This is a genomic window from Rhodovulum sulfidophilum DSM 1374 (assembly GCF_001633165.1).
Lineage (GTDB): Bacteria > Pseudomonadota > Alphaproteobacteria > Rhodobacterales > Rhodobacteraceae > Rhodovulum > Rhodovulum sulfidophilum.
The window spans coordinates 2,686,621-2,712,748 of sequence record NZ_CP015418.1 but is presented as its reverse complement, the minus strand read 5'-3'; the positions used below and the strand labels follow the sequence as shown (position 1 = coordinate 2,712,748).

At 66.3% G+C, this 26,128-nt stretch carries 27 protein-coding genes and 1 tRNA gene; 10 read left to right on the top strand and 18 right to left on the bottom strand.

Going from position 1 to position 26,128, the window contains the following annotated elements; all coding sequences use genetic code 11:
- Positions 1-15 precede the first annotated feature (15 nt).
- Together A6W98_RS22215 and A6W98_RS12815 are read right to left on the bottom strand one after the other, a co-directional pair.
- Positions 16-195 carry an Arm DNA-binding domain-containing protein gene (locus A6W98_RS22215; protein ID WP_331250195.1) on the bottom strand — a complete coding sequence of 60 codons (180 nt, stop codon included), beginning with the start codon at positions 193-195 and terminating at the stop codon, positions 16-18.
- Between the two features lie 192 nt (positions 196-387).
- Positions 388-471 (bottom strand) — tRNA-Leu (locus A6W98_RS12815).
- A gap of 313 nt (positions 472-784) precedes the next feature.
- Here A6W98_RS12815 and A6W98_RS12810 point away from each other — a divergent pair.
- Together A6W98_RS12810 and A6W98_RS12805 are read left to right on the top strand one after the other, a co-directional pair.
- A complete protein-coding gene (locus A6W98_RS12810; RefSeq protein ID WP_042462051.1) occupies positions 785-1,363 on the top strand; it encodes a YqaA family protein in 579 nt (192 codons plus the stop codon).
- The gene (locus tag A6W98_RS12805) at positions 1,360-1,836 is read left to right on the top strand and encodes a disulfide bond formation protein B (RefSeq protein ID WP_042462049.1); all 477 of its coding nucleotides are present in this window, start codon (positions 1,360-1,362) and stop codon (positions 1,834-1,836) included. Before A6W98_RS12810 ends, A6W98_RS12805 begins: the two co-directional genes overlap by 4 nt.
- Positions 1,837-1,851: 15 nt before the next feature.
- Here the strand turns inward: A6W98_RS12805 and A6W98_RS12800 are convergent, their stop codons facing one another.
- Positions 1,852-2,121, bottom strand: coding sequence for an usg protein (locus A6W98_RS12800; RefSeq protein ID WP_042462046.1), 270 nt, complete (start codon positions 2,119-2,121; stop codon positions 1,852-1,854).
- Between the two features lie 195 nt (positions 2,122-2,316).
- On the opposite strand from A6W98_RS12800, the gene gyrA reads away from it, so the two are divergent.
- The 4 genes from gyrA to gluQRS all read left to right on the top strand — a co-directional run bounded on the left by gyrA (position 2,317) and on the right by gluQRS (position 8,000).
- Positions 2,317-5,076, top strand: coding sequence for a DNA gyrase subunit A (gyrA, locus tag A6W98_RS12795; RefSeq protein ID WP_042462044.1), 2,760 nt, complete (start codon positions 2,317-2,319; stop codon positions 5,074-5,076).
- A 426-nt stretch (positions 5,077-5,502) separates the two neighbouring features.
- Positions 5,503-6,846 carry a methylenetetrahydrofolate--tRNA-(uracil(54)-C(5))-methyltransferase (FADH(2)-oxidizing) TrmFO gene (gene trmFO, locus A6W98_RS12790; RefSeq protein WP_042462042.1) on the top strand — a complete coding sequence of 448 codons (1,344 nt, stop codon included), beginning with the start codon at positions 5,503-5,505 and terminating at the stop codon, positions 6,844-6,846.
- Positions 6,847-6,909: 63 nt separating this feature from the next.
- Positions 6,910-7,104, top strand: coding sequence for a hypothetical protein (locus A6W98_RS12785; protein WP_042462040.1), 195 nt, complete (start codon positions 6,910-6,912; stop codon positions 7,102-7,104).
- 56 nt (positions 7,105-7,160) lie between these two features.
- On the top strand, positions 7,161-8,000 hold the full coding sequence (gene gluQRS / locus A6W98_RS12780) for a tRNA glutamyl-Q(34) synthetase GluQRS (RefSeq protein ID WP_042462038.1): 840 nt from the start codon (positions 7,161-7,163) through the stop codon (positions 7,998-8,000).
- 10 nt (positions 8,001-8,010) lie between these two features.
- On the opposite strand, the gene hisI is transcribed toward gluQRS, so the two are convergent.
- Positions 8,011-8,370: a phosphoribosyl-AMP cyclohydrolase gene (gene hisI / locus A6W98_RS12775; protein ID WP_042462036.1), complete on the bottom strand. Its 360-nt coding sequence runs from the start codon at positions 8,368-8,370 to the stop codon at positions 8,011-8,013.
- Positions 8,371-8,437: 67 nt separating this feature from the next.
- Between hisI and A6W98_RS12770 the strand changes: the two genes are divergently transcribed.
- A complete protein-coding gene (locus A6W98_RS12770) occupies positions 8,438-8,893 on the top strand; it encodes an iron-sulfur cluster assembly scaffold protein (RefSeq protein WP_042462034.1) in 456 nt (151 codons plus the stop codon).
- A gap of 154 nt (positions 8,894-9,047) precedes the next feature.
- Here A6W98_RS12770 and A6W98_RS12765 read toward each other — a convergent pair whose 3' ends face one another.
- The 4 genes from A6W98_RS12765 to A6W98_RS12750 form a co-directional block, all read right to left on the bottom strand.
- Positions 9,048-10,442 (bottom strand): TRAP transporter large permease, encoded by a 1,395-nt coding sequence (locus A6W98_RS12765; protein WP_042462032.1) that lies wholly within the window; start codon positions 10,440-10,442, stop codon positions 9,048-9,050.
- Between the two features lie 3 nt (positions 10,443-10,445).
- Positions 10,446-11,141: a TRAP transporter small permease gene (locus A6W98_RS12760; RefSeq protein WP_042462030.1), complete on the bottom strand. Its 696-nt coding sequence runs from the start codon at positions 11,139-11,141 to the stop codon at positions 10,446-10,448.
- 88 nt (positions 11,142-11,229) lie between these two features.
- A complete protein-coding gene (locus tag A6W98_RS12755) occupies positions 11,230-12,228 on the bottom strand; it encodes a TRAP transporter substrate-binding protein (RefSeq protein WP_042462028.1) in 999 nt (332 codons plus the stop codon).
- Positions 12,229-12,413: 185 nt separating this feature from the next.
- Positions 12,414-13,076, bottom strand: coding sequence for a Crp/Fnr family transcriptional regulator (locus A6W98_RS12750; protein ID WP_168161829.1), 663 nt, complete (start codon positions 13,074-13,076; stop codon positions 12,414-12,416).
- Between the two features lie 442 nt (positions 13,077-13,518).
- Between A6W98_RS12750 and A6W98_RS12745 the strand changes: the two genes are divergently transcribed.
- Positions 13,519-14,334 carry a ferredoxin--NADP reductase gene (locus A6W98_RS12745; protein ID WP_042462024.1) on the top strand — a complete coding sequence of 272 codons (816 nt, stop codon included), beginning with the start codon at positions 13,519-13,521 and terminating at the stop codon, positions 14,332-14,334.
- A 252-nt stretch (positions 14,335-14,586) separates the two neighbouring features.
- Here the strand turns inward: A6W98_RS12745 and A6W98_RS21135 are convergent, their stop codons facing one another.
- The 5 genes from A6W98_RS21135 to sciP all read right to left on the bottom strand — a co-directional run bounded on the left by A6W98_RS21135 (position 14,587) and on the right by sciP (position 20,228).
- The gene (locus tag A6W98_RS21135; RefSeq protein WP_155734799.1) at positions 14,587-14,742 is read right to left on the bottom strand and encodes a hypothetical protein; all 156 of its coding nucleotides are present in this window, start codon (positions 14,740-14,742) and stop codon (positions 14,587-14,589) included.
- A gap of 73 nt (positions 14,743-14,815) precedes the next feature.
- A complete protein-coding gene (recG, locus tag A6W98_RS12740) occupies positions 14,816-16,903 on the bottom strand; it encodes an ATP-dependent DNA helicase RecG (protein ID WP_042462021.1) in 2,088 nt (695 codons plus the stop codon).
- Complete coding sequence (ligA, locus tag A6W98_RS12735) at positions 16,900-19,020, bottom strand: NAD-dependent DNA ligase LigA (RefSeq protein WP_042462019.1); 2,121 nt, start codon at positions 19,018-19,020, stop codon at positions 16,900-16,902. Before ligA ends, recG begins: the two co-directional genes overlap by 4 nt.
- Before the next feature lie 75 nt (positions 19,021-19,095).
- Positions 19,096-19,812 (bottom strand): response regulator transcription factor CtrA, encoded by a 717-nt coding sequence (gene ctrA, locus A6W98_RS12730; RefSeq protein ID WP_042462016.1) that lies wholly within the window; start codon positions 19,810-19,812, stop codon positions 19,096-19,098.
- Positions 19,813-19,943: 131 nt separating this feature from the next.
- Positions 19,944-20,228 (bottom strand): CtrA inhibitor SciP, encoded by a 285-nt coding sequence (gene sciP / locus A6W98_RS12725; RefSeq protein WP_042462014.1) that lies wholly within the window; start codon positions 20,226-20,228, stop codon positions 19,944-19,946.
- A 128-nt stretch (positions 20,229-20,356) separates the two neighbouring features.
- Here sciP and mnmA point away from each other — a divergent pair, with 128 nt between their 5' ends.
- Both mnmA and A6W98_RS12715 read left to right on the top strand, forming a co-directional pair.
- Complete coding sequence (gene mnmA, locus A6W98_RS12720; RefSeq protein ID WP_042462012.1) at positions 20,357-21,514, top strand: tRNA 2-thiouridine(34) synthase MnmA; 1,158 nt, start codon at positions 20,357-20,359, stop codon at positions 21,512-21,514.
- Between the two features lie 55 nt (positions 21,515-21,569).
- On the top strand, positions 21,570-22,046 hold the full coding sequence (locus A6W98_RS12715) for a DUF2059 domain-containing protein (RefSeq protein ID WP_042465060.1): 477 nt from the start codon (positions 21,570-21,572) through the stop codon (positions 22,044-22,046).
- A 28-nt stretch (positions 22,047-22,074) separates the two neighbouring features.
- On the opposite strand, the gene lpxB is transcribed toward A6W98_RS12715, so the two are convergent.
- The 5 genes from lpxB to A6W98_RS12690 all read right to left on the bottom strand — a co-directional run bounded on the left by lpxB (position 22,075) and on the right by A6W98_RS12690 (position 26,124).
- Positions 22,075-23,250 carry a lipid-A-disaccharide synthase gene (lpxB, locus tag A6W98_RS12710; RefSeq protein ID WP_072071690.1) on the bottom strand — a complete coding sequence of 392 codons (1,176 nt, stop codon included), beginning with the start codon at positions 23,248-23,250 and terminating at the stop codon, positions 22,075-22,077.
- A complete protein-coding gene (locus A6W98_RS12705; protein ID WP_042462010.1) occupies positions 23,247-24,083 on the bottom strand; it encodes an LpxI family protein in 837 nt (278 codons plus the stop codon). The genes lpxB and A6W98_RS12705 overlap by 4 nt, the downstream gene beginning before the upstream one ends.
- Positions 24,080-24,880, bottom strand: a complete 801-nt coding sequence (lpxA, locus tag A6W98_RS12700; RefSeq protein WP_042462007.1) for an acyl-ACP--UDP-N-acetylglucosamine O-acyltransferase — start codon at positions 24,878-24,880, stop codon at positions 24,080-24,082. The genes A6W98_RS12705 and lpxA overlap by 4 nt, the downstream gene beginning before the upstream one ends.
- A 6-nt stretch (positions 24,881-24,886) precedes the next feature.
- Positions 24,887-25,357, bottom strand: coding sequence for a 3-hydroxyacyl-ACP dehydratase FabZ (gene fabZ / locus A6W98_RS12695; protein ID WP_042462005.1), 471 nt, complete (start codon positions 25,355-25,357; stop codon positions 24,887-24,889).
- Positions 25,358-25,446: 89 nt separating this feature from the next.
- Complete coding sequence (locus A6W98_RS12690; RefSeq protein WP_042462003.1) at positions 25,447-26,124, bottom strand: OmpH/Skp family outer membrane protein; 678 nt, start codon at positions 26,122-26,124, stop codon at positions 25,447-25,449.
- Positions 26,125-26,128: the final 4 nt, after the last annotated feature.

Genomic DNA, 26,128 nt, shown 5'->3' with positions numbered 1-26,128 from the left:
CGGGAAAGGGTACAGTCAGCACGAACGCTGATTTGCGCAACAACGCCAAGCGGCCTCCCAGCGGTCTCGTTCCCGGCGCGCGTCGGCCAGCCCGACCTCCGGCCATGAGCCGAGCCCCATGTTGCGCCGGGTCCCAAGAAACGAATAGCGGAGGTTCCGTTTCCCCGAGTCCTGGCTCGTCTTGATGAGGGACAGACCGCCCGCGTCCCCTTAGCGCCCCGCGGGCGCCGCCTTGATTTCCCTGACCGTCAGCATACCACCTAGCATACCATCTTGCAGCGTGTTCCCCCGGCATCATGTGGATCTCGCTGGAGTAGTCCCGCCCCTAACCGACGGCAGCTATGCCTTATGCAATATGGCTACCTGCAATACTCTGAAACACTAGTTTGGTGCGGGTGGTCGGACTCGAACCGACACTCCTTGCGGAAAGGGTGTTTGAGACCCTCGCGTCTACCATTCCGCCACACCCGCACCTGCCTCCCCGCCGGTAACCTCGGGGAGAGGAACCCTTTGTAACCCGCCGCGCCGTCGGGCTCAATCCGACGCGAACGGCCCGGTTCGGCACCGGGCGCGGATCGGACAGAGCGCGGCGTTCTGAAAACGATTCGCCTTGCCTAGCGTGAAACCGGGGGCATTGCCCTGCCCCGGCCCGCTCTCTCCGGGATCCTCTCAGATCCTCTACCGCGCACATCCGGGACGGTCAATCGTCCGTCACCGGCCCCGGCCCGGCTTGACGCGGCCTGCCGCGCATGGCTTCTGGGCGGCAGACTTGCCGGGGGCCAGAATGATCCGACGCCTTTACGACTGGACGCTGTCGCTGGCCGACAGCCGGAACGCGATGTGGGCGCTGTTCATCGTGGCCTTCGTCGAAAGCTCGATCTTCCCGATCCCGCCCGACGTGCTGATGGTGCCGATGATCCTCGCGCGGCCCTCGCGTGCCTTTGCCATTGCCGGGATCGCGCTGGCGGGCTCGGTGCTGGGCGGGCTGGCGGGCTATGGCATCGGCTGGGCCTTCTTCGAACAGATCGGCCGCCCGGTGCTCGAATTCTACGGCAAGGAGGCCTATTTCGAGCAATTCGGCGCGCGCTATAACGATTATGGCGCCTGGGCGGTGCTGATCGCCGGCGTCACGCCCTTCCCCTACAAGGTGATCACGATCCTGTCGGGCTCGACCGGGCTCAATCTCGGCGTGTTCATGCTGGCCAGCTTCATCGCGCGTGGGATCCGGTTCTTCCTGGTCGCAGCGCTGTTGTGGAAGTTCGGCACCCCGGTGCGCCGCTTCATCGAGAAGTATCTGGGGCTTCTCTTCACGCTTTTCGTTCTGCTGCTGATCGGCGGCTTCTATGCAGTGAGGTTCCTGTGACCGCAACGCGCAACCAACTGATCCTGCTGGCGGCGGCCGCCTCCGCAGCCACCCTTCTGGCCGGTTTCGGCTTCGAGCATCTGGGCGGGCTTGCCCCCTGCAAGCTCTGTCTCTGGCAGCGCTGGCCGCATGCCGTGGCGCCGATCCTCGGGCTGCTGGCGGTGGCGATCGGCGGGCGCATGCTGCCCCTGAGTGGGATGGTGACGATGGCAGCCTCGACCGGGCTTGCGATCTATCACTCGGGGGTCGAGCGGCACTGGTGGGCCGGGCCGTCCTCCTGCACCGGCAGCGGGCCGAGCCTGTCGCAGATGACGCCCGAGCAGATATTGACCCCCAGCCTCGTCGAGCCCGTCGTGCTGTGCGACCGGATCGCCTGGGAGCTGTTCGGCTTGACCATGGCCAATTACAATGTCCTGCTTTCGGCATTTCTGGTCGTGGTCTGGGCGATGGCCCTGGCGCGCGGCCGCGGCTGACGGCCGGGGGCGCGATCAGTTCAGCCGGAATTCGGCCACGACATTGCGCCATTCGCCGGAGGAGATCCTCTTTCTGTGGGTGAAGCGCACCGAATGCAGCGGTCCCTCGATCGACTCCTGCCAGAACTGGATGAACCTGAAGAGCCGCGGATGATCGGGCGCAAGATCGTAGTCCTGCCAGATGAAACTGTTGAGAACGTTCCTGAAATCCGGCATACGGTAATAAAGTTCGGCGGTGGTGAGGCCGTAGCCCCTTAGCATCAGTTCGGTCTCCGAAAGCGGCATGTCCGAGCCCTCCTGTCACTGCTGGATCTGGACAGCTTGCCAGAGCACTATTGATTTTCAATGAAAACAGGATGTTGGCAGTTTATCGCAGAGGCTGCCAAAGGCCCGGCCGGTCTGCGGTTGCACCCAACATGAAGCTTCTGATAAAGTTCCTCCAACAATATCTAGAATTTCCCCGAAAGGCCGGGTCCCAAGTTGAACGACACGCCGGAAACCCCCGAAAACGAAGACGAAAACGGTTCTGGTAAGGGGCCCGAGCGTCCCGGATATGACGGTCCTGTCATCGCCATCGAGAAGGAGATGCAGACATCCTATCTCGATTACGCGATGAGCGTGATCGTGAGCCGCGCGATCCCGGACCTGCGCGACGGGCTGAAACCCGTGCACCGCCGGATCCTGTTCGCGATGCACGAGACCGGCAACACCCATGACAAGCCCTACCGCAAGTCGGCGCGGGCGGTGGGCGACACGATGGGGAAATACCACCCGCACGGCGATTCCGCGATCTACGACGCCCTGGTGCGGATGGCGCAGCCCTTCTCGATGTCGCTGCCGCTTCTGGACGGTCAGGGCAACTTCGGCTCGATGGACGGCGACAGCGCTGCGGCCATGCGTTATACCGAGGTCCGGATGGCCAAGGCGGCGCAGGCGCTGCTGACCGATATCGAAAAGGATACGGTCGACTTCCAGGACAACTATGACGGCAAGGACAAGGAACCGACGGTCCTGCCGGCGCGGTTCCCCAACATGCTGGTCAACGGCGCGGGCGGCATTGCCGTCGGCATGGCCACCAACATCCCGCCGCATAATCTGGGCGAGGTCGTCGACGCCACGCTGGCGCTGATCGAGGACCCCGACCTGACCAGCGAACAGCTGATGCAGTACGTCCCCGCCCCCGACTTTCCGACCGGCGGGCTGATCCTCGGCCGGTCCGGCGCACGCAAGGCCTATCTCGAGGGGCGCGGCTCGGTCATCCTGCGGGCCAAGACCCGGATCGAAGAGATCCGCAAGGACCGCCACGCCATCATCATCGACGAGATCCCCTATCAGGTGAACAAGTCGACGATGATCGAGAGGATCGCCGAGGCCGCTCGCGAAAAGCGGATCGAGGGCATCGCCCATGTGCAGGACGAATCCGACCGGGTCGGCGTCCGGGTGGTGATCGAGCTGAAACGCGACGCGACCCCGGATGTGGTGCTGAACCAGCTGTTCCGCTTCACGCCGATGCAGACCTCCTTCGGCTGCAACATGCTGGCGCTGAACGGCGGCCGGCCCGAGACCCTGACGCTGCGCGATTTCCTGTCCCATTTCGTCGCCTTCCGCGAAGAGGTCGTGGCCCGGCGCACCGCCTTCGAGCTGAGAAAGGCGCGCGAGCGCAGCCATATCCTCTGCGGTCTGGCGGTCGCGGTCTCGAATGTCGACGAGGTGGTGGCGACGATCCGCGCCTCGGCCGATGCGGCCGAAGCCCGCGTCAAGCTGATGGAGCGGCGCTGGCCCGCCCGGGAGATCGCCGATTACATCCAGCTGATCGACGATCCGACCCACAAGATGAACGAGGACGGCACCTACAACCTCTCCGAGACCCAGGCCCGCGCGATCCTCGATCTCAGGCTTCAGCGCCTGACCCAGATCGGCGTCAAGGAAGTCACCGACGAGCTCGAAGAGCTGGCCGCCAGGATCAAGGACTATCTCGACATCCTGCGCTCGCGCGAGCGGATCATGGCGATCATCGCGGCCGAACTCGGCGAGGTGCGCGCGCAATTCGCGGTGCCGCGCCGGACCGAGATTGCCGACTGGTCGGGCGACATGGAAGACGAAGACCTGATCGAGCGCGAGGACATGGTGGTGACCGTCACCCAGTCCGGCTATATCAAGCGCACGCCGCTGGCCGAATTCCGCAGCCAGAACCGGGGCGGCAAGGGGCTTTCCTCGATGGCGACCAAGGAAGACGACGTGGTCACCACGCTCTTCGTCGCCAACACCCATACCCAGCTTCTGTTCTTCACCACCGACGGCATGGTCTACGAGCTGAAATGCTGGCGCCTGCCCCAGGCGGGCCGGACCGCGCGCGGCAAGGCAATCGTCAACATCCTGCCGATCGGCACCGGCATCTCGATCGCCGCCTTGATGAAGATCGACGAGCCCGAGGACGAATGGGAGAACCTGCAGGTCGTCTTCGCCACCTCGGCGGGCGACGTGCGGCGCAACCGGCTGTCGGACTTCACCAATATCAAGCGCAACGGCAAGATCGCGATGAAGCTGCCCGAGGCGGTCAGCCTCGTGAATGTCTCGATCTGCGATGCCGAGGACGACGTGATGCTGGTCACCGCAACCGGCCGGGCGATCCGTTTTGCCACGACGGATGTGCGGGTCTTCTCCGGCCGCGATTCGACCGGCGTGCGCGGCATCCGGCTGGCCGAGGGCGACAGCGTCGTCTCGATGTCGGTCATCCGCCATTTCGCGGCCGATCCGGCCGAACGCGCCGCCTATCTGAAACAGCGCCGCCTGATGGCGGGCGTCACCGACGAGAATGGCGAGGCCGACGAGGACGAAGAGGCGGTCGAGGCCGGGCAACTTTCGCCCGCGCGCTATGCCGAGATGTCGGCGGCCGAGGATCTGATCCTGACCATCACCGCGCGCGGCCAGGGCAAGATCAGTTCCAGCCACGACTATCCGGTGCGCGGCCGCGGCGGTCAGGGCGTGCAGGCCATCGACAAGGCGCTGCGCGGCGGCCCGCTGGTCGCCTCCTTCCCGGTCGAAATGGACGATCAGGTGATGCTGGCCACCTCGCGCGGGCAGTCGATCCGGGTGCCGGTCGATCAGATCAGCTTCCGCTCGCGCTCGGCCGGGGGCGTGCGGGTTCTCGATGCGGCGACCGGCGAAGAGGTCGTCTCGGTCGCGCGGATCGCCGATCATGGGGAAAATGGGGACGAGGACGAGGTTTCGGCCGAATAAGGCCGGATCGCGTCCTCGCCGCCGCCTCAAGACAGCATAAACCCGAAGTTTCCTCCATGTTGGCGCCCTCATTTGCGGCGCCAACCGGCCTTACCTCCCTTCCCTGAAAACGCCGTCGCGCGAATGAGGAATGAGGATCCTGGCCGGGGGGCTTGGGCGTCTGTCCATCACAGGGGCGGCCCATCCCTTTTCATGTGTGGTGGCGCATTATCCTGGCGGTTTGCATGATCGCGGCATCGGCGGAAATTGCCGCCCGATCAGCACAGCGTTCCGAACCGCGCCAGAGCGACCCTAATCCGGTTTGCACCGCCCGCCGGTTCGCCATCGGCCCGGGCACGCTTCCGCCGCCACCGAAGGTCGTCCTCCGCAGTCCGTCGGAGCCGGAGCCCCTTTCCTTCGCCGCGTCCGCCCGCTAGATCGGGCGGCATGACAGAGACACTTCATATCGTCGGCGGCGGCATGGCCGGAGCCGAGGCCGCCTGGCAGGCCGCTCAGGCGGGGATCGACGTGGTGATCCACGAGATGCGCCCCAAGACCGGCACCTTCGCGCATAAATCCGGCGATCTGGCCGAGATGGTCTGTTCGAACTCGTTCCGCTCGGACGATGACGAACAGAATGCCGTGGGGCTGCTGCATTGGGAGATGCGCGCGGCGGGCAGCCTGATCATGGAAATGGCCGATACCCACCGCCTGCCCGCGGGCGGCGCGCTGGCCGTCGACCGCGAGGCGTTTTCGCAGGGCGTCACGGCCCGACTGATGGATCACCCGAAGATCCGGCGCGAAGATACTGAAATCACGTCTCTTCCCGAGGACGGCCACTGGGTTTTCGCGACCGGCCCGCTGACCTCGGACGCGCTTGGCCAGGCGATCCGGGCCGAGACCGGGGCCGAGGCGCTGGCCTTCTTCGACGCCATCGCCCCGATCGTGCATTTCGACAGTATCGACCTCACCAAGGCCTGGTTCCAGTCGCGCTACGACAAGGGCGAGACCGAAGCGGAACGCACCGCCTATCTGAACTGCCCGATGGATCGTGCGCAATACGAGGCCTTCATCGACGCGCTGCTGGCGGCCGAGAAGACCGCCTTTCACGAGGGCGAGACGGCGGGCTATTTCGACGGCTGCCTGCCCATCGAGGTGATGGCCGAGCGTGGCCGCGAGACCCTGCGCCATGGCCCGATGAAGCCCGTGGGGCTGACCAATCCGCATGCGCCCGAGGCCAAATCCCATGCCATCGTCCAGCTGCGCCGCGACAATGCTCTGGGGACGCTCTACAATATCGTGGGCTTCCAGACCAAGATGAAATACGGCGCGCAAACCGATGTTTTCCGGATGATTCCGGGTCTGGAAAACGCCCGTTTCGCGCGCCTTGGCGGCATCCACCGCAACACCTTCCTGAATTCGCCGACCCTGCTCGACGCCGAATTGCGGCTGAAATCCAGGCCCCATATCCGCTTTGCCGGACAGATCACGGGGGTCGAGGGCTATGTCGAATCCTCGGCGATGGGGCTTCTGGCCGGGCGGCTGAGCGCGGCGGCGATCCTGGGCCGCGCCCTGCCCGCGGTGCCCGCCACCACCGCGACCGGGGCGCTTGTGACCCATATCACCGGCGGCGCCGAGGCGAAGACCTTCCAGCCGATGAATGTCAATTTCGGGCTCTTCCCGCCGGTGGAGGGGCTGAAGGGCGGACGCCGCGGGCGGCGCGACCGCTACAAGGGCTATACCGACCGCGCCAAGGCCGACTGGACCGGCTGGCTGGGCGCGGCGGGCTGAGCGCTTCACATCCGCACCGCGCGCCCCATATCGGAAGAAACGTTCTCAAGCGACAGAGACCCGATGCTGTACGTTCTCGCCCTGTTCCTGCCGCCGCTCTCGATCCTGCTGATCGGGCGCTGGTTCGTTGCGCTGATCACCTTGCTGATCTGGATCCCCGCGATCTTCTTCTCGGGCGGACTGACCCATCCGATGTTCATCATCCTGGCCTGGATCCTTATCTTTCAGCGCGGTGCCGACCGCCGGGCCGGGCTCTGAGCCCTCCATTCCGAGCCCTCTGGCCCTGATGCCCGGCCCGCGCTAGTCCTCCGGCCATGCGTACCCGCTTTGCCCCGTCTCCGACCGGCCCGCTGCACCTGGGCCATGCCTTCGCCGCGCTGACCGCCTTCGAACGCGCGGGCGACGGCGAGATGCTGCTCAGGATCGAGGATATCGACCGCGCCCGGTCGCGCCCGGAATGGGAAGCGCAGATATATGACGATCTGGCCTGGCTCGGGCTCGACTGGCCGCGCCCGGTGCTGCGCCAGTCGGACCGGCTGGCGGCCTATCGCGACGCCCTCGACCGGCTGGGGGCAATGGGGCTGACCTATCCCTGCCGCTGCCGCCGTGCCGATATCCGGGCGGCCCTGTCGGCACCGCAGGCGGGCGCGCCGGTGATCGGGCCCGACGGGCTGGTCTATCCCGGCACCTGTCGCGGACGGTCACTGGCCGAGGCCGGCCCCGAGGACGCGATCCGGCTGGACATGGCCCGGGCACTCGACCGGCTCGGCCCCGCCCTGCCCGCCTTCACCGAGACCGGCCCGGCGCATGCCGGACGGCACGTGCTGGAGGCGCAGGCGCTGATCGGCACGGTGGGCGATGTGGTTCTGGCCCGGCGCGACCTTGGCACATCCTATCATCTGGCGGTGGTGGTCGATGACGCCTTCCAGCAGATCGGCGAGGTCACCCGCGGCGAGGATCTGTTCGAGGCGACCCCGATCCATGTGCTGCTGCAGGCGCTGCTGGGGCTGCCGACGCCCGCCTATCACCACCACCGGCTGATCCTGGACGAGACCGGCAGGCGGCTGGCCAAGCGCGACGATGCCCGTGCCATCGCCGCCTATCGCGCCGAGGGGGCAAGCCCCGCCGACATCCGCCGCATGATCGGGCTTTGAATGGCGGCCTTCAATCCGCCATCGGGGTGAGGATCTCGACCTCGGCGCCGTCGCGGATCGCGGTGTAGAAACAGCTCCGCCGATTGGTGTGGCAGGCCGGCCCCGCCTGCTCGACCAGCATCAACAGACAGTCGCGGTCGCAATCGACGCGCATCTCGATCAGGCGCTGGACATGGCCGCTGGTCTCGCCCTTGACCCAGAAGGCCTTGCGCGAGCGCGACCAGTAGGTTACCCGCCCGGTCTCGAGCGTCCGCGCCACCGCTTCGGCATTCATCCAGGCCATCATCAGCACCGTTCCGGCCGCGTCCTGGGCAATGGCCGGGATCAGCCCGTCCGCGTTATAGGTCAGGCTTGCGGGGTCGAAGGCCATTCTGGAACTCCTTTGAAATCGGGCGCGCGCGGGTTATTTATGAGAGATGCGCGGGGAAGGAAACGCCATGCAGGCCCAGAACGATCTGATCAAGCTCTATTCGCAGAAGATCCTGGCTCTCGCCGCCGAGATCCCGCATCTCGATCGGCTCGAGGCCCCGATGGGTACGGCGCGCAAGCGCTCGCCGCTTTGCGGCTCGACGGTCACGGTCGATCTCGATGTCAAGGACGGGCGGATCGTGCGGTTCGGGCAGGATGTGAAGGCCTGCGCGCTGGGTCAGGCCGCGGCCTCGGTCGTGGGCTCGGCCATCCTCGGGCGGACCCGCGCCGAGATCGAGGCGGCGCGCGACCAGCTCAGGGCGATGCTGAAGGAGGAGGGCCCGGTGCCCGCCGCGCCCTTCGAGGGGCTCGAGGTGCTGCTGCCCGCGCGGGACTACAAGAACCGCCATGCCTCGATCATGCTGTCGCTCGAGGCCACGCTCGACGCCTTCGACGCGGCAGAGGCCGCCGCCTCCTGCGCCTGAACCTCACTTTCCCAGATTTCGAGATCCGGATTGGCGGCCGGTCCGGCAGGGCTGCGCGCGCCCCCTGAAATCCTGCGCCGGGCCCGGTGCCGGGCGTTGGGCCCAGGCGCAAGACCCGGCACAGGACCCGGCGCAGGGCCGGATCTGTTGGTGATCAATTGGTGATCAGTTCCGGCCCCATCAGCGATGTCGGCAACCAGGTCGACAAGACCGGGACATAGGTCACCAGGATCAGGAACACGAACAGCACCGCGAGGAAGGGCATCGCCGCGCGCACCACCCGCATCATCGGCATCCCCGCCACGCCCGAGGTCACGAAGAGGTTCAGCCCGACCGGCGGCGTGATCATCCCGATTTCCATGTTCACCACCATGATGATGCCGAGATGGATCGGATCGACGCCCAGCTCGATGGCGATCGGGAAGACCAGCGGCGCCACGATCACGATCAGCCCCGAGGGCTCCATGAACTGGCCGCCGATCAGCAGGATCACGTTGACCAGGATCAGGAACATGATCTTGCCGAAACCGGCGTCGAGCATCGCGCCCGCGATCTTCTGCGGAACCTGTTCATCGGTCAGCACATGCTTGAGGATCAGCGCATTGGCGATGATGAACATCAGCATGATGGTGAGCTTGGCCGCATCCAGCAGCGTGCGCCGGGTGTCGCGGTGGATGAAGCCGGTCAGAAGCGCCACGGGCCTCTGCCACAGCGCCACCGGCCCCTGCCCGCCCTGCGCCTTCAAGGGCCCCATGTCGCGATAGACGAAGGTCGCGATCAGGAAGGCATAGACAGAGGCGACGGCGGCGGCTTCGGTGGGCGTGAAGATGGCCGAGGCGACGCCCGGAATGCCGTAGATGCCGAGCATGATGATGGCGATCAGCATCAGCCCCCAGAAAGCGTCGCGGAAGCTCTCCCAGACCTCGCCCCAGCCCAGCCACTCGCCCTTGGGCATGCCCTTCACATGGGCCATGACATAGATCGCGGTCATCAGCATCAGGCCCGCAAGCGTGCCTGGGACGACGCCCGCGAGAAACATCCGCCCGACCGAGACATCGGTCGCCGAGGCATAGACCACCATCACGATGGAGGGCGGAATGAGAATGCCGAGCGTGCCGGCATTGCAGATCACCCCGGCGGCGAAATCGCGGCTGTAGCCGACCTTGCGCATCGCCGCGATCACGATCGAGCCGATCGCCACCACGGTCGCGGGCGACGAGCCCGAGAGCGCCGCGAACAGCATGCAGGCGAAGACCCCGGCAATGGCCAGACCGCCCCGCAGATGCCCGACGCAGGCGATGGCAAAGCGGATGATCCGCCGCGCCACGCCGCCCGTCGACATGAAGCTCGAGGCCAGGATGAAGAACGGAATGGCCAGCAGCGTGTAATGCCCCGCCATCGCCTGATAGAGCGACTGCGCCACCGACGCCAGCGAGGTGTCGGAGAACAGCAGCAGGAAGATGATCGAGGCCATGCCCAGCGAGACCGCGATCGGCACGCCGATCAGCAGGAACCCGACAACCATGACAAACAACAGAACGACATGCATGGTTCAGGCGTCCTTCTCGCGGGCGGCTTCTTCGACCGCGTCCTCGGCTTCGTGACTGACGATCAGCCCCTGCTGGCGTCCGGAGACGATCCGGAACGCCGCCTCGATCAGCCGGTACAGCATCATGGCCACGCCGAACGGGATGATCGCATAGGGCACGGCGATGGGCAGCTTCTCATAGGGTTCCTCTCCCTCGGGCAGGAACAGGTATTCGAGCGGCGCGCGCAGGACCTCTGGCAGCGGAATGCGCTCGGTCGGCACGTAGCCGCGATAATCCCAGGGCTTCATCTCCTTGAAACCGGTCGGGAACCAGTGCCCGGTGGTCGGCGCCATGTTGGCAAAGGGCGCCCAGTAATCCCAGGCCCCTTTCATCATCAGCGCCGCATAGACCAGACAGATCGCCACCGCGACCAGCGACAACAGCCGCTGGGACCGCGACGACACCATGTTGAGGACCGCGTCCACGCCCAGATGCATGGTGATCTTGAAGCCATAGGCGATGCCGAACAGCACCAGCCAGGCAAACAAGGTCAGCGTCAGTTCGAGGCTCCAGACCAGGCTGTCATTGAAGACATAGCGCAGCACCACGTTGACAAAGGTGACCAGCACCATGAGCCCCATAAGAAGGGCGATCACCGTCTCTTCGACGGAATGAACCGCGCGTCCCAGCGCGGTCCTTGGCCGATAGGCTCCACTCATCGCCCCAAGCCTCCCCTGGCATGGCGAACAGGTGCCGAAAACGGCGGCCCCCGTCAGGGGAACCGCCGCCCGGCGCGTTCACGAAGCGTCAGTATTGTTCGTTGATTTCCTGAGCCACCGCGATGGCATCGGCACCGACATCGGCCTCGAACTCGGCCCAGACCGGCTTCATCACATCGACCCAGGCCTGACGCTCCTCGGGCGTCAGCGTGCGCACCGTGGTGCCCGCATCGATGATCGCCTGCTTGGCGGCCTGGTTGACGGCGGTCGACTCGGTGTTCCGCGTGACCGTCACCTCCTGCAGGATCGTCGCCAGCTGGTCGCGGATCTCGGGATCGAGCCCCTCCCACCATTCGACCGAGGTCACGACCATGTAGTCGATCACGCCATGGTTGGATTCGGTGATGCCGTCCTGCACCTCGAAGAATTTCTGGGTGTAGATGTTCGACCAGGTGTTTTCCTGACCGTCGACGACACCGGTCTGCAGCGCGCCATAGACCTCGGAGAAGGCCATCGGCTGCGGGCTGGCATCGAGCGCCTCCATCTGCGCCACCAGAACGTCCGAGGCCTGCACCCGGAATTTCAGCCCCTTGGCATCCTCGGGCAGCAGAAGCGGCTTGTCGGCCGAGAACTGCTTGAGCCCGTTATGCCAGAAGGCCAGCCCCAGAAGGCCCCGGCGCATCATCGACTGCTTCATCGCCTCGCCGGTCTCGGAGGTCTGGAACGCGTTGATCGCCTCCATGTTCTTGAACATGAAGGGCAGGTCGAAGATCCGCAGCTTTTTGGTGTATTTCTCGAATTTCGACAGCGAGGGCGCAGCCATCTGCACATCGCCGTTCAGCATCGCCTCCAGCACCTTGTCATCGTCGTAGAGCGTGGTGTTGGGATAGACTTCCATGCAGACCTTGCCGTCCATCTCCTTGTTGACGCGCTCGGCGAGCAGGTCGGCGGCAAGGCCCTTGGGGCTGGTCGAGCTGGTCACATGGCTGAACTTGATGACGGTCTCGCCCGGATCGCAGTCCGCAAAGGCGGCTCCGGCGGACAGGGTCAGCGCCACGGCCGTGGCAGCGGTAGTCAGAGCTTTCATGCGATCCTCCCATGAGATCTGTTTTTGGTATCGGACACCCTCCCCCTCGGGGGCGTAGGGTCGATTTATTGCTGATGATACATCTAGTCTCAAGTGGGACCAATTGCCCATCCTCCGATCCTGCGCGCAAAAGTCGCCCCGGACAAAGCGGCCCCCGACAAGGTAGCCACCGACGCGGCGCGCGCTCAGGCCTCGACCGGCTGCCGGTGGACATCGATCCAGTCGGGCAGATGCGCGCGCACCAGACGCGCCGAAAGCCGCGACGGATCGAGGATGCGGATCCAGCCATAGCCGGTCTCGATCAGCCCGTCCTCGACCAGCACCCGCACCACGCGGTTGGCCGAATTGCGCGAAAGCCCCGCCATCTCGGCCAGATCGGTCTGGGTCAGCGGAAATTCGGTGGCGCCATCGTTGAAATCATGCAGCCGCCGAAGCGTGATCAGAATCCGGACCACATTGTCGCGATGGACATTTGCATGCAGCAAAAGCCCGAGATTGTCGAAATGGTTGACGATATTCGAGGCGATATGGCGCCAGGTCTCGCCATCGGCCAGCGCCACGGTTTCGATATGCTGGGCCGAAACCGACAATATCGTGACATCGCGACGGGCAATGGCGGAAATGCGGCGCAGCGAGGTTCCGGGCATGCCGACCCCGCCCAGCCAGTTGCCGGCCTTGGCCACGAATCCCAGCCGCGGCCCGTCGATCCCGGGCTCGAGCACCACATCGACGACTCCGTCAGCGATTCCAATCATGTCATGCGAGGGATCGGCCATATGGAACAGGGCCTCGCCCCGGCACAGATGGCGCTGCCGCGCCCCGGCCAGAAGCATGTCGACAAAGGGCACGGGAAGAGACCGCAACCAGCCGATCTGGCGGATTCGGTTTTTTGTCTGCTCGATTTTCATGCTTGGCCAGATATCAGACACCCAGAAGGCGATTGCACCGGGGATGACATTCTGCGGTTGCAACGCAGCGTAACGGCGATCGGGCCTCCGCAAGCCGGTTTCGGCAAAACCGAACGGCCATATGCGGGCCCCAGAGCTCTGCCCGCAGCTCTCCCTCCGGCTGCGCGCAGGCAGGGGTGTTCAGCAGTCATGATGCGGCATGGTTTCGTCTCCGACATTCGCGCTTGATTTGAGTCATGGTGCCCGCTACCGCAATTGGCGAAAACCCGGCCCGCCGGGTGGTAACGGCATTGCGACCCGCCAGAGGCCGCTATTGGGGTTTTCCCGCCCGAGAAGGACACCTAGAAGGAGGAACGGGGCATCGCCCCGTCACGTGACACTGATGAACCAGCAGACTGCCGTGACAGAGCCCGCCAAGAAGACCCTGCCCGATGCGCAGACCGTGACCGAGGTCCGCCACTATACCGACCGGTTGTTCTATTTCCGCACGTCGCGGCCGCAATCGCTGCGGTTCCGCTCTGGCGAGTTCGTGATGATCGGACTGCCCGGCGATAACGGCAAGCCGATCATGCGGGCCTATTCGATCGCCTCGCCGTCCTGGGATGACGGGCTCGACTTCTATTCCATCAAGGTGCAGGACGGCCCGCTGACCTCGAAGCTGCAGCATATCCAGCCCGGCGACGAGATCATCCTGCGGCCCAAGCCCGTGGGCACGCTGGTGCTGGACGCACTCCTGCCCGGCAAGCGGCTGTGGTTCCTCGCGACCGGCACCGGCATCGCCCCCTTCGCAAGCCTGATGCGCGACCCCGATACCTATGAGCGGTATGACGAGGTCATCATGATGCATACCTGCCGCGAGGTGGCGGAACTGGAATTCGGCCGCCAGTTGGTCGAGAGCCTGCCCGAAGACCCGCTGATCGGCGAATTCGTCGGCAACAAGCTGAAATACTATCCCACGACGACCCGCGAGAGCTCGAAATGGATGGGTCGGGTGACCGACAACCTCGCCTCGGGCAAGGTCTTCGCCGATCTCGGCCTCGAGGGCACGCAGATGGACCCGGCCACCGACCGCGCCATGGTCTGCGGCTCGCTCGACTTCAACAAGGACGTAATGGCGATCATGGAAGGCTGGGGCCTCAACGAGGGCGCCAATTCCGAGCCCGCCCAATACGTGGTCGAGAAGGCCTTCGTAGGCTGACATCCCGCCACCCGGCAGGTTCAGACATTTAGACGCCCCGCCCGGATTTCCCCGGGCGGGGCGTTTCTCGTCTGGCCCCCGGGCCACTGAAACCGCAGACCACAGAAAACACGGGCCGCGGAGGATAAAAAAACCGCCGCACTCCCGGGCAGGAGGCGGCGGTCAGGAAGCGGTCCGGCGCGGCGAAGAAGGCAGGCTTCGCGAATACCCGGGGACGGGTCCGACACTGGACAGCAGGCAGAGGGAAAAGTTTCAGACGAGGCCCGGCAGATGCAGCCCCGCGATCAGCAGAACCATCAGCGCAGCGGCCCCTGCGGCATCCTGCCAAAGCGTGGCACGGCAGCGGGTCAGAACGGATCTCAGCTCGGTCAGCATGGGTTTGGGCTCCCGTTGGATCTTTGTTGCCATTTTGTTCTCATTTTCCGGGGCGCCTGTAAAGAACTTTTTAGGAACATTTTGATCTGTGCCCCGACTCGGGGCGTCAACCGACCTTGAGGAGCCGGATCGCCTTGTCGCGTTCCATCAGCCACAAGAGCACCCGCGCCGCCTGCCCGCGCGACCCGGAAAGGCCCGGATCTTCGGCCAGAAGCCTGCGGGCATCGCTTTGCGCCACCGCCATCAGGGCGGCCTGCCGTTCCAGATCGGCGATGCGAAAGCGCGGCAGACCCGATTGCGCGGTGCCGATCAGATCGCCCGCGCCGCGCATCGCCAAGTCTTCCTCGGCGATGCGGAAGCCGTCCTCGGTCTCGCGCAGGATCTCCAGCCGCCGCCGCCCGGCCTCGCCCAGAGGCGCCTGATACATCAGCAGACAGGTCGAGGCCGCCGCCCCGCGCCCGACCCGGCCGCGCAACTGGTGCAGCTGGGCAAGCCCGAAGCCCTCGGCCCGCTCGATCACCATGATCGAGGCATTGGGCACGTTCACGCCGACCTCGATCACCGTGGTCGCGACCAGAACCGAGGTCTCGCCCTGCTGGAAGGCGCGCATCGCGGCATCCTTCTCGGCCGGCGGCAGCTGGCCATGCACCAGCCCGACCTTGTCGCCGAAAACCGCGCGCAACCGCTTGAAGCGTTCCTCGGCGGCGGTCAGGTCCGAAACCTCGGATTCCTCGACCAGCGGGCAGACCCAGTAAGCCTGCCGCCCCTCGGCCACCGCCTTCTGCAGATGCGCCACCACCTCTTCCATCCGCTCGACCGAGACCAGCGCGGTCTTGACCGGGGTCCGGCCCGGCGGCTTCTCGTCCAGCACCGAGACGTCGAGATCGCCATAGCCCGCCAGCGCGAGGCTGCGCGGGATCGGGGTCGCGGTCATCACCAGCATGTCGACGCCCCGCCCCTTGGCCCCAAGCTCCAGCCGCTGGGCCACGCCAAAGCGGTGCTGTTCGTCGACGATGGCAAGCCGCAGGTCGCGGAACGCCACGTCCTTCTGGAAGACCGCATGAGTGCCGACCAGCACCTGGATGTCGCCCGCGGCCAGCGCCGCCAGCTTCGCCGCACGGTCCTTGCCCTTGTCGCGGCCGGTCAGGATCTCGATCACCACGCCCGCGCTTTCGGCCAGCGGTTGCAGGCTTTCCAGATGCTGGCGGGCGAGGATCTCGGTCGGGGCCATCATCGCGCCCTGCCCGCCCGCCTCGACCGCAACCAGAAGCGCCATCCAGGCGACCAGCGTCTTGCCCGCACCGACATCGCCCTGCAGAAGCCGCGTCATCCGCGCCTCGGAGCCCATGTCCTCGGCAATTTCCTCCATCGCGCGGGCCTGGGCATCGGTCGGGCGGAATGGCAAGGCGGCCAGCGCCTTCTGCCGCAGCCGCCCGTCGCCCCGACTTGCCCGGCCCTTGCCCCGTCGCTGATCGGCCCGCGCCAGCGCCAGCGTCAGCTGATGGGCCAAGAGTTCGTCATAAGCCAGCCGCTGCCGGGCGGGCGCGGTCGCCGCTATGTCGCGCGCCGATTGCGGTGCATGGGCAGCCGTCAGCGCCGCGCGCCAGCCCGGCCAGCCTTCATCCGCCAGAAGCGCCGGGTCGATCCATTCGGGCAGATCGGGCGCGCGGGTCAGCGCCGAGGCCACGGCCCTCGTCATCGTTTTCAGCGTCAGCCCGGCCGTCAGCGGATAGACCGGCTCGAATTCCGGGATTTCCCCGGCCTCCTCTGGCGGCAGGACATGATCTGGATGAACGATCTGGGCCATGCCGTCGAAGACCTCGAGCTTGCCCGAGATGATCCGCCGCGCGCCTTCGGGCAGGATCTTCGCCAGATACTCGCCGCGGGCATGAAAGAAGACCAGTTGAAAGGCGGTCCCGGCATCCTGGACCTGAATGCGATAGGGGCGGCCCTTTCGCGGTGCGGGCATATGGGCGCCGACCAGCACCTCGACCGTCGCGACCTCGCCCGGCGCGATGTCCGCGACCGTCTCGACCGGGCGGCGGTCGATGGCGGTATGGGGCAGCGTGAAGATCAGATCGCGCGGCTTCTCGACCCCGAGCTGGGCCAGCAGCCTGGCCGATTTCGGCCCGATCCCGTCCAGCGTGTCGAGCGCCCCGAACAGCGGGAACAGGATATCGGGCCGCCCGCTCATGCGCCCTCGATCAGTGCCAGCCAGCCGTCCTCGTCGACGGTCTCGACCCCCAGTTCCTCGGCCTTCTTCGCCTTCGAGCCCGCACCGGGGCCCAAGACCACCAGATCGGTCTTCTTCGAGACCGAGCCCGCGACCTTGGCCCCCAGCGCCTCGGCCCGCGCCTTGGCCTCGGCCCGGCTCACCTTCTCGAGCTTGCCGGTAAAGACCACGGTCTTGCCCGCGACGGGGCTGTCGACGGCCGCCCGCGGCGCCACCGGTTCGACCGTCAGATGCGCGACCAGCCGGTCGATCGAGGCCCGCTCGGCCTCCTGGTGGAAGGCGGTGATCAGCGATGTGGCCATCACCGTGCCGACCCCGTCGATGCTCAGAAGCGCCTCCCATTCCGGGCCCTCGCCCACCGTAGCCTGCGTGACTGCCGCTTCGAAGGCCGCCCATGTCTGGAAGTTGCGGGCCAGAAGATCGGCCGCGGCCTCGCCCAGATGGCGGATGCCGAGCGCGAAGATCAGCCGGTCGAGCGGGATCAAACGCCGCGTCTTGATCGCCGCGAATAGATTGGTGGCGGATTTCTCGCCCCAGCCTTCACGGTTCTTCAGTTGCCTGCCGCCCTCGCCATATCGCGCCTCGAGCTCGAAGATGTCGGCGGGCTCGGTGATCCAGCCGTCCTTGTAAAGCGCCTCGACCTGCTTGGCGCCCAGCCCCTCGATGTCGAAGGCGCCGCGGCTGACGAAATGCTTGAGCCGCTCGACCGCCTGGGCCGGGCAGATCAGCCCGCCCGAGCAACGCCGGACCGCATCGCCCTCTTCGCGGATCGCCTCCGAGCCGCATTCGGGGCACAGGCTGGGAAACCGGTAAGGCAGGGTATCAACGGGGCGCTTGGCGAGATCGACATCTGCCACTTTCGGGATCACGTCGCCCGCGCGATAGACCTGCACCCAGTCGCCTTCGCGGATGTCCTTGCCGCCCCGGATCTCGTTGCCCTTCGAATCGCGGCCGGCGATGTAATCCTCGTTATGCAGCGTCGCGTTCGAGACGACGACGCCGCCCACCGTCACCGGATGCAGCCGTGCCACCGGCGACAGCGCCCCGGTGCGGCCGACCTGGATCTCGATCCGGTCGAGCCGGGTCCAGGCAAGCTCGGCCGGGAATTTATGGGCGATGGCCCAGCGGGGCGTGGTCGCGCGAAAGCCCAGGCGCTCCTGCAGGGCGAGGTCATTCACCTTGTAGACCACGCCGTCGATGTCATAGCCCAGCGTCGCGCGGCGCTGTTCGATCCCGGCGTAATGTGCGGCCAGCGCCTCTGGGCCATCGCAGAGGACCGTCAGCGGATTGACCTGGAACCCCAGCGCCTTCAGCCGCTCGATCGCCTCCATCTGGGTCGCGGCCAGGGGTGTCGAGACCTCGCCCCAGGCATAGGCGAAGAATTTCAGCGGCCGGGCGGCGGTGATGGCGGGATCGAGCTGGCGCAACGAGCCGGCGGCGGCATTGCGCGGGTTGGCGAAGGTCTTGGCCCCGGTCTCGGCCTGACGCGCGTTCAGCGCTTCGAAATCGGCATGGGCCATATAGACTTCGCCCCGGACCTCGAGGATGTCGGGGGCATCCGCCAGTATCCCGGGGATGTCGGCGATGGTGCGGGCATTGGCGGTGACATTCTCGCCGACCTCGCCATCGCCCCGGGTCGCGGCCTGGACCAGCCGACCGCCTTCATAGCGCAGGGACAGCGAGAGCCCGTCTATCTTGGGCTCGGCGGTATAAAGAAGCCGCGCCTCGGTCGCGAGCCCCAGATAGCGGCGGATACGGGCATCGAACTCGGCCACATCCGTGCCGTCAAAGGCATTGGCCAGCGACAGCATGCGCCGGACATGCGCAACCTTGGCGAAGCCTTCGGCGGGGGCGGCCCCGACCCGGTCCGACGGGCTGTCGGCGCGCTTGAGCGCCGGGAACCGGGCCTCTATCGCCGCATTGCGCCGCTTGAGCGCGTCATAGGCCGCGTCCGACAGGGTGGGCGCGTCTTCCTGGTGATAGGCGGCATCGGCCTTGGCAACAGCCTCGGCCAGCCGGGCCAACTCTGCCCGTGCCTCACTCTCCGACAGCGCTTCGACTGGACGTTCGTCGGTCATTCCGACCCCCCGCATTGCCCCTGGCAGAGTGATAGGGGCGCGGCGGCCGGATTTCCAGCGGATGCGTTCGCCGCCTCAGGCGCCGAGCGCGAAGGAGCCCGACATGGCCTGGTCCGGCTCGGGGTCGCGCAGCACATAGCCGCGGCCCCAGACCGTCTCGATATAGGTTTCGCCGCCGGTGGCCTGGGCCAGCTTCTTGCGAAGCTTGCAGATGAAGACGTCGATGATCTTCAGCTCGGGCTCGTCCATGCCGCCATAGAGGTGGTTCAGGAACATCTCCTTGGTGAGGGTCGTCCCCTTCCGGAGCGAGAGCAGTTCGAGCATCTGGTATTCCTTGCCGGTCAGATGCACCGGCTTGCCCTCGACCTCGACTGTCTTGGCGTCGAGATTGACCTCGATCTTGCCGGTGCGAATCACCGACTGGGAATGTCCCTTCGACCGGCGGATGATGGCATGGATGCGCGCCACCAGCTCTTCGCGATGGAACGGCTTGGTCATGTAGTCATCGGCGCCGAAGCCGAAGCCCTTGATCTTGTTCTCGGTATCGGCGGCCCCCGACAGGATGAGGATCGGGGTGTCTATGCGCGCCAGCCGCAGCTGACGCAGGACCTCATGCCCGTTCATGTCGGGCAGATTGAGGTCAAGAAGAATCAAATCGTAGTCATAGAGCTTTGCGAGATCTATGCCTTCTTCCCCCAGGTCCGTGGTATAGACGTTGAGGTTGGCATGGGTCAGCATAAGCTCGATGCTCTTCGCTGTGGTCGGATCATCTTCCACCAACAGAACGCGCATGGCTAGGTCTCCGCTAAGTACCGTGGACTTTGTCGAAACCTGACGAACAATGGTTAATTGCACGTTACCTTAATATTTACCCTAGCATTTACAATTTAAGGTTGTCTAGTCGCAATCCGATTCATGCGCTCTCAAAGCTCGCTTCGGCGTGTGGATTTCAACGAGGTTACCTTCAGCCCGGCGATGCCGTGATCACGTACCGCCTTCTTCCAACTGGCGAATTCCTCGGAGGAGAGCCGGTATCGCTCTAGCGCCTCCTCCTCGGAAATCAGCCCGGCGGCAACCGCCTTGACGACGGCCGCCTTGCGGCTGGCCACCCAGCGTCGGGTATCCGCCGGAGGAAGGTCGGCCCGGCTCATCGTGCTGCCATCGGGCAAGGTAACGGTGCGCGGACCGTCGATGCGTTTCAGGAACATGCCTACTTATCCCTTGCAAATCCGGCGCGAGGGTGGCGTTTTCCTGCTTAAAGGAGGGTGAAGGCGGGACTTGAGAGTATCTCGCATTTTCCTATATTGTCCGAGACTTGTTCCCTGGAGTTCCAACAATGCCTCTCGACGGCGCCGCGCGCCCTCTGAATTCGCTGGGCTTTGCGAAGCCCGAATCCGAAACCCGCGTCCTCGTTGCCATGTCCGGCGGGGTCGACAGTTCGGTGGTGGCCGCGCTCTTGGCCGAGCAGGGCTATGACGTCGTGGGAATCACCCTGCAGCTTTACGATCACGGCGCGGCCCTGGCCAAGAAGGGCGCCTGCTGCGCGGGACGCGACATCCATGATGCCCGCCGGGTGGCCGAAAGCGTCGGCTTCCCGCATTACGTGCTCGATTACGAGAACGTGTTCCGCGACGCGGTGATCGAGGAATTCGCGGACAGCTATCTGGCGGGCGCGACGCCGGTGCCCTGCATCCGCTGCAACGAGCGGGTCAAGTTCCGCGACCTGCTGGCGACGGCGAAGGATCTCGAGGCCGACTGCATGGCGACCGGCCATTACATCCAGCGCAAGATCGGACCGAACGGGCCCGAACTGCATTGCGCGGCCGATCCGGCGCGCGATCAGTCCTATTTCCTGTTCTCGACCACGCCCGACCAGCTCGACTATCTGCGCTTCCCGCTGGGGCATCTGCCCAACAAGGATGCGACCCGGGCGCTTGCGGTGAAATACGGCCTTCCGGTGGCCGACAAGCCCGACAGCCAGGACATCTGCTTCGTGCCCGAGGGCAATTATGCCTCGGTGATCGAGAAGCTGCGCCCCGGGGCTGCCGAGCCGGGCGATATCGTCCATGCCGATGGCCGCGTGCTGGGGGCCCACAAGGGCGTGATCCATTACACCGTCGGCCAGCGCCGGGGGCTGGGCATCGGCGGGCTTGAAGAACCGCTTTACGTCGTCCGGCTCGATGTCGAGACCCGCCAGGTGGTGGTCGGCCCGAAGGAGATGCTCTCGACCCGGATCGTGCCGGTGCGCGAGATCAACTGGCTGGGCGACCGGCCGCTGAGCGCACAGCGCGAATGGGAGGTGTCGGTCAAGGTCCGCTCGACCCGGCCGCCGCGCAGCGCGATCCTGCGGCCGCTTTCCGAGACCGAGGCCGAGGTCGAGCTGCTGACGCCGGAAGAAGGTGTGAGCCCCGGTCAGGCCTGCGTCCTGTATGAAACCGGCAACAGTCGGGTATTGGGCGGCGGCTGGATCTGGCGCGGGAATAATCGGGGTTGAGGCGCCGCGCCGGGCGTGCATCCTGACCAGATCAAATGAAATGGAGGATATCCGGATGCGCCCTTGCCTTGCCCTTGTTCTTGTCGGGATGCTCCTTGCCCCGCCGCTCTGGGCCGACGCGAGCCGCGACGAAAGGCTCGAGGCGGCCCATGACTATGTCCAGCGCGCGGTGGCCGATATGGATCTCGAGGAGATCGTGCGCTCGATGTGGCGCCCGACCGTCGCCAGCATCGAGGCCTCGGGCACACAGCTGACGTCCTCGCAACGCCGCCGGATCGAAACGCTTTATTACGATATATATACGGATCGCCTGCGGGACCTGATGCTGTCGCAGGATGAGCTGATGGCCGATCTGATGACGCTGGACGAGATACAGGCCTTGCGCGACTTCTATGCCACGCCCGAGGGCCGCTCGGTGATGCAGAAGCTGCCGAAAATCCTGAACGCGCAGCAGCCGCAGATCATCGAGCTGGTGAAGAGCACGATGCCAGAGGTCCTGTCGAAGATGCAGGGAATCGTCGACACGCCCTGAAAGACGCTTTCGGGGGCGGCGCGCGCGCTCAGCGGCCGGCGCCCAGCCCGTCCATGACCGCGCGCGCCGCCCGCAGCCCCGGCCTCTCGCCACCCTGCCCCAGCCGGTCCATCGTCAGCCGCATCGCCTCGAGCTGGGGCGCCCGGTAGGTCGGATCCTCCAGAAGCAGGCAAAGCGCCGCGGCGATCGGGCCGGGCTGGCAGTTGGCACCGAGGAATTCGGGCACCGCAAAGGTGTCGCTGACGATATTGACGAGGGTCACGGTCGGCAGCCGCAACATCCGGCCGATGATCTGACGGCTGAGCCAGTTCATGTCATGGGCAATGACCATGGGCGTATCTGTGGCGGCGAGCTCCAGCGAGACCGTGCCCGAGGCCGCCAGCGCCAGATCGGCGGCGGCAAAGGCCGCGCGCTTGTCCCCGGCCGCGCCTTCCGGATCGCCGCGCGGGTCGATCACCAGCGGCGCGACGGGCCAGGCGGCGGTCAGCTCGGTCACAAGCGCCGCGACGCCCGGGGCGGCGGGCAGCACGATCCGCAGGTCGAGATGCTGGGCCAGCACCGTCTGCAGCGCCCGGCCGAAGACCGGGGCCATACGCATGACCTCGCCCCGGCGCGAGCCCGGCAGCGCCAGACAAAGCGGGGCCTCGCGGGCGATGCCGTGGCGGTCGCGAAAGGCAAGCGCCTCTTCGGCAGAGGCGCGGGGCTGGGCCACGACCGGATGGCCGACGAAATCGCAGCGCAGCCCGACTTCCTCCATATAGGGCGGCTCGAACGGGAACAGCGCCAGAACCTGGTCGATCACCTCGGCCATGCGCGCGGCCCGCCCCGGTCGCCAGGCCCAGACCGTCGGCGCGACGTAATGCACGGTGCGCACACGGCTTTGCGCCTTCACCCGGCGTGCCACGCGCAGGCAGAAATCGGGGCTGTCGATGGTGATCAGCGCATCGGGCGAAAGCCGCACCACCTCGGCCGCGCATTGCTTGATCCGGCGCATCAGCGCCGAATAGCGCGGCAGCACCTCGGCAATGCCCATCACCGACAGCTCGTCCATCGGAAACAGGCTCTCGAGCCCCTCGGCCGCCATCTGCGGCCCGCCGACACCGAAGAAGGCGACCTCGGGATCGAGCTGGCGCAGCCCCGCCATCAGTGCCGCCCCGAGTGCATCGCCCGAGGCTTCGCCGGCGATCAGGAAGATCCGGGTCACGGCTCGCGGACCCAGAGGAACAGCCCCAGCGCATCGGAGCGGGCAAGCGTCTTCTCCGGGTCAAGCACAAGCACGCCCCCGGCCTCGACCGCGATCCCCGCGAGCCCCGCGCGATATGCGGCCTCGACGGTGGCGGGGCCGATGGCCGGCAGATCGATGCGGCGGTCCTGACCGGACTTCGGCGCCTTGCAGAGAACGCCATGCGCGCCTTTGGGATCGGGGCGGCAGGCGCCCGCGACATCGGCGACCCAGGCCAGCATCGCATCGGTGCCGGGCAGGGTCTCGACCGCGAGGCAAAGCCCCTGCGCCACCACCGCGCCCTGCCCCAGATCCGAGGCACCGAGAGCCGCCAGGATGGTCGCGGCGCGGGCCGCATCGCGCCGGTCGGCCTCGGAGGGCTGGGCGGCGGTCGGAACACCGGGCGGCGGCAGCAGCCCGGGCGCCACCGCATCGGCGCCGACAACCTCGAAGCCGTCTTCCTCGAACAGCGCGATCACCGCCCGCAGCGCGCCATCGTCGCCCTGGGCCAGCAGCGGCAGGATGCGGGGCAACATCTGCGCGGTCCGGGGATCGATCCGCTCGGGCTCGAGCCGGGGCCGGTGCACCGTCCCGGCCAGCACCACCCGCTGCATGCCGCGCGCATGCAACAGATCGAACAGCAGCGCCAGCCGTTCCAGCGCGAAGGTCTCGACCGGCCAGTGCCCGGCCCCGGCCATCTCGTAGCCCTCGACCTGGGCAATCAGGAAGGGCGTGCCGGCGGCCTCCATGGCGCGGGCGAGATGGGCGGGCAGCGCGCCGCTTCCGGCGATCAGGGCTGTCGGGATCCCGGTCATGACTTGGGCGTCAGGAAGGAGCGGTCGGTCTCGGCCAGCACGAAATCGACCATCTGGCGCACATGATCGCTGTCGGTCGAGGCCGCAAGCCGCTCGGCCCGATCATGGAAGGTGCCGTCTCCGGTCCCGAGTTCCTGGAAGGCCGCGCGCAGCGCCGAGATTTCCTCGCGCGAGACGCCGCGGCGCTTGAGCCCGACAAGGTTCAGCCCGTCGAGACCGCCGCGCGGCCCCTGGACCAGACCGAAGGGGATCACGTCATTGGTGACCATGGTCACCGCGCCGATGATGGCGCCCTCGCCCACGCGCACCCATTGGTGGATGCCCGACAACCCGCCGATCACGACATTGTCGCCGATGATGCAATGCCCGGCCAGCGCCGCGTGATTGGCCATGATGACGCCATTGCCGACCTGGGCGTCGTGACCGACATGGCTGCCGGTCATGAACAGGCAGTCATCGCCGACCCGGGTGATGCCGCCACCGCCTTCGGTGCCGGTATTCATCGTCACCGCCTCGCGGATGCGGTTGCGCTTGCCTATGATCAGCCGGGTCTGCTCGCCGCGGAATTTGAGGTCCTGTGGGATGTCGCCGATATTGGCGAAGGGAAAGATCACCGTCCCCTCGCCGATTTCTGTCAGCCCGGTCACGATGGCATGGCTTTTCACCACCACGCCGGGGCCAAGCCGGACCTCTGGCCCGATCACCGAGAACGGGCCGATATCGGCCCCGGGGCCGATCTGGGCACCCGTCTCGACGACAGCCGAGGGGTGGATCGTCGCACTGGGGTCGATCGCCATGGCGGATTACTCCGGGTTGATATCCATCATCGCGGTGAATTCGGCCTCGGCCGCGATCTCGTCGCCGACCTTGGCCACACCCTCGAATTTCCAGATCTTGACCTTCTTCGAGCCGCCGCGCTTGACCTTCACATGCAGCTCGAGCACGTCGCCGGGAACGACCATCCGGCGGAACTTGCACTTGTCCATGCCCATGAAATAGACCAGCAGGTCGTCATCGGCCAGATCGACGGACCTGCCGACCAGCACACCGCCGGTCTGGCCCATGGCCTCGACGATCAGCACGCCCGGCATGATCGGCTTCGAGGGGAAATGCCCCTGGAAATGCGGCTCGTTGATCGAGACATTCTTGATGCCCACGGCGCTCTGGCCGGGGATGATCTGCGTGACCCGGTCGACCATGAGGAACGGGTAACGGTGCGGAAGGATCTGCTGGATTTCGTCGATATCGGCATCTGGGGCCTGGGCGTCGGACATCGGGCCTGTCTCCTTGCAAGGAAGCGACTGCAAACTGATCACGCGGTAGAGAGCGCAGTACCAACTCCCCCGGCCCGAGACAAGCCGGGCTATTCCCCGCCTTCTGTCGCGCCCCGAGGCGGCGCCGGTGCGGGCATTGGGCGCAGCAGCGCCCCGCCTGTCTCCGGCGCGGGGACGGAGGACGGCTCGCCGCCCGTCGCAGGCGCGTCCGGAGCCTGGCCGTCATCGGGGGTGAAGACGACACGCTCGTCCAGCAGCTTTATCGCCTCGTCAGTGATGTCGACCTGACCGGCCGACAGGACCACCGCGTCGCGCGCCAGAACCGCCACCGCGCCGCGTTCGCGCACGATCCCGGCCAGAAGCGGCAGCGCCTTCCGGAAGAAATCCTGCCGCTTTTCCTCGCGCCGCTGGCCCAGTTCGCGGGCCTTGCGGTCCTGGGTGGCGCGAATGGTCTCGACCTTGTGGTCGAAGGCCTCGGCCAGCGGGCGGAACTGGTCGGGCGGCAGCGTGGCGCGCCGTTCGGTCAGCGCACGCTCCTCGGCGACAAGCTCGGCCTCGATCCGGCGGTTCTCGGCGGCAAGCGCCGCCGTCGCGGCCTCGAGCTGCTCGTCCACCGCCTGACCGGCCTTGCTGTCCTCGAACAGCCGGTCCTGATCGAGGGTCAGGATCGGGCTGACGAAGACCGGACGTCCCTCCTGCGCCGGGGCGCCGGAGGCGGCAAGGCCAAGCATTGCGGCCAGGACCGGCGCCGTGAGAGACCGGCGCATCGGA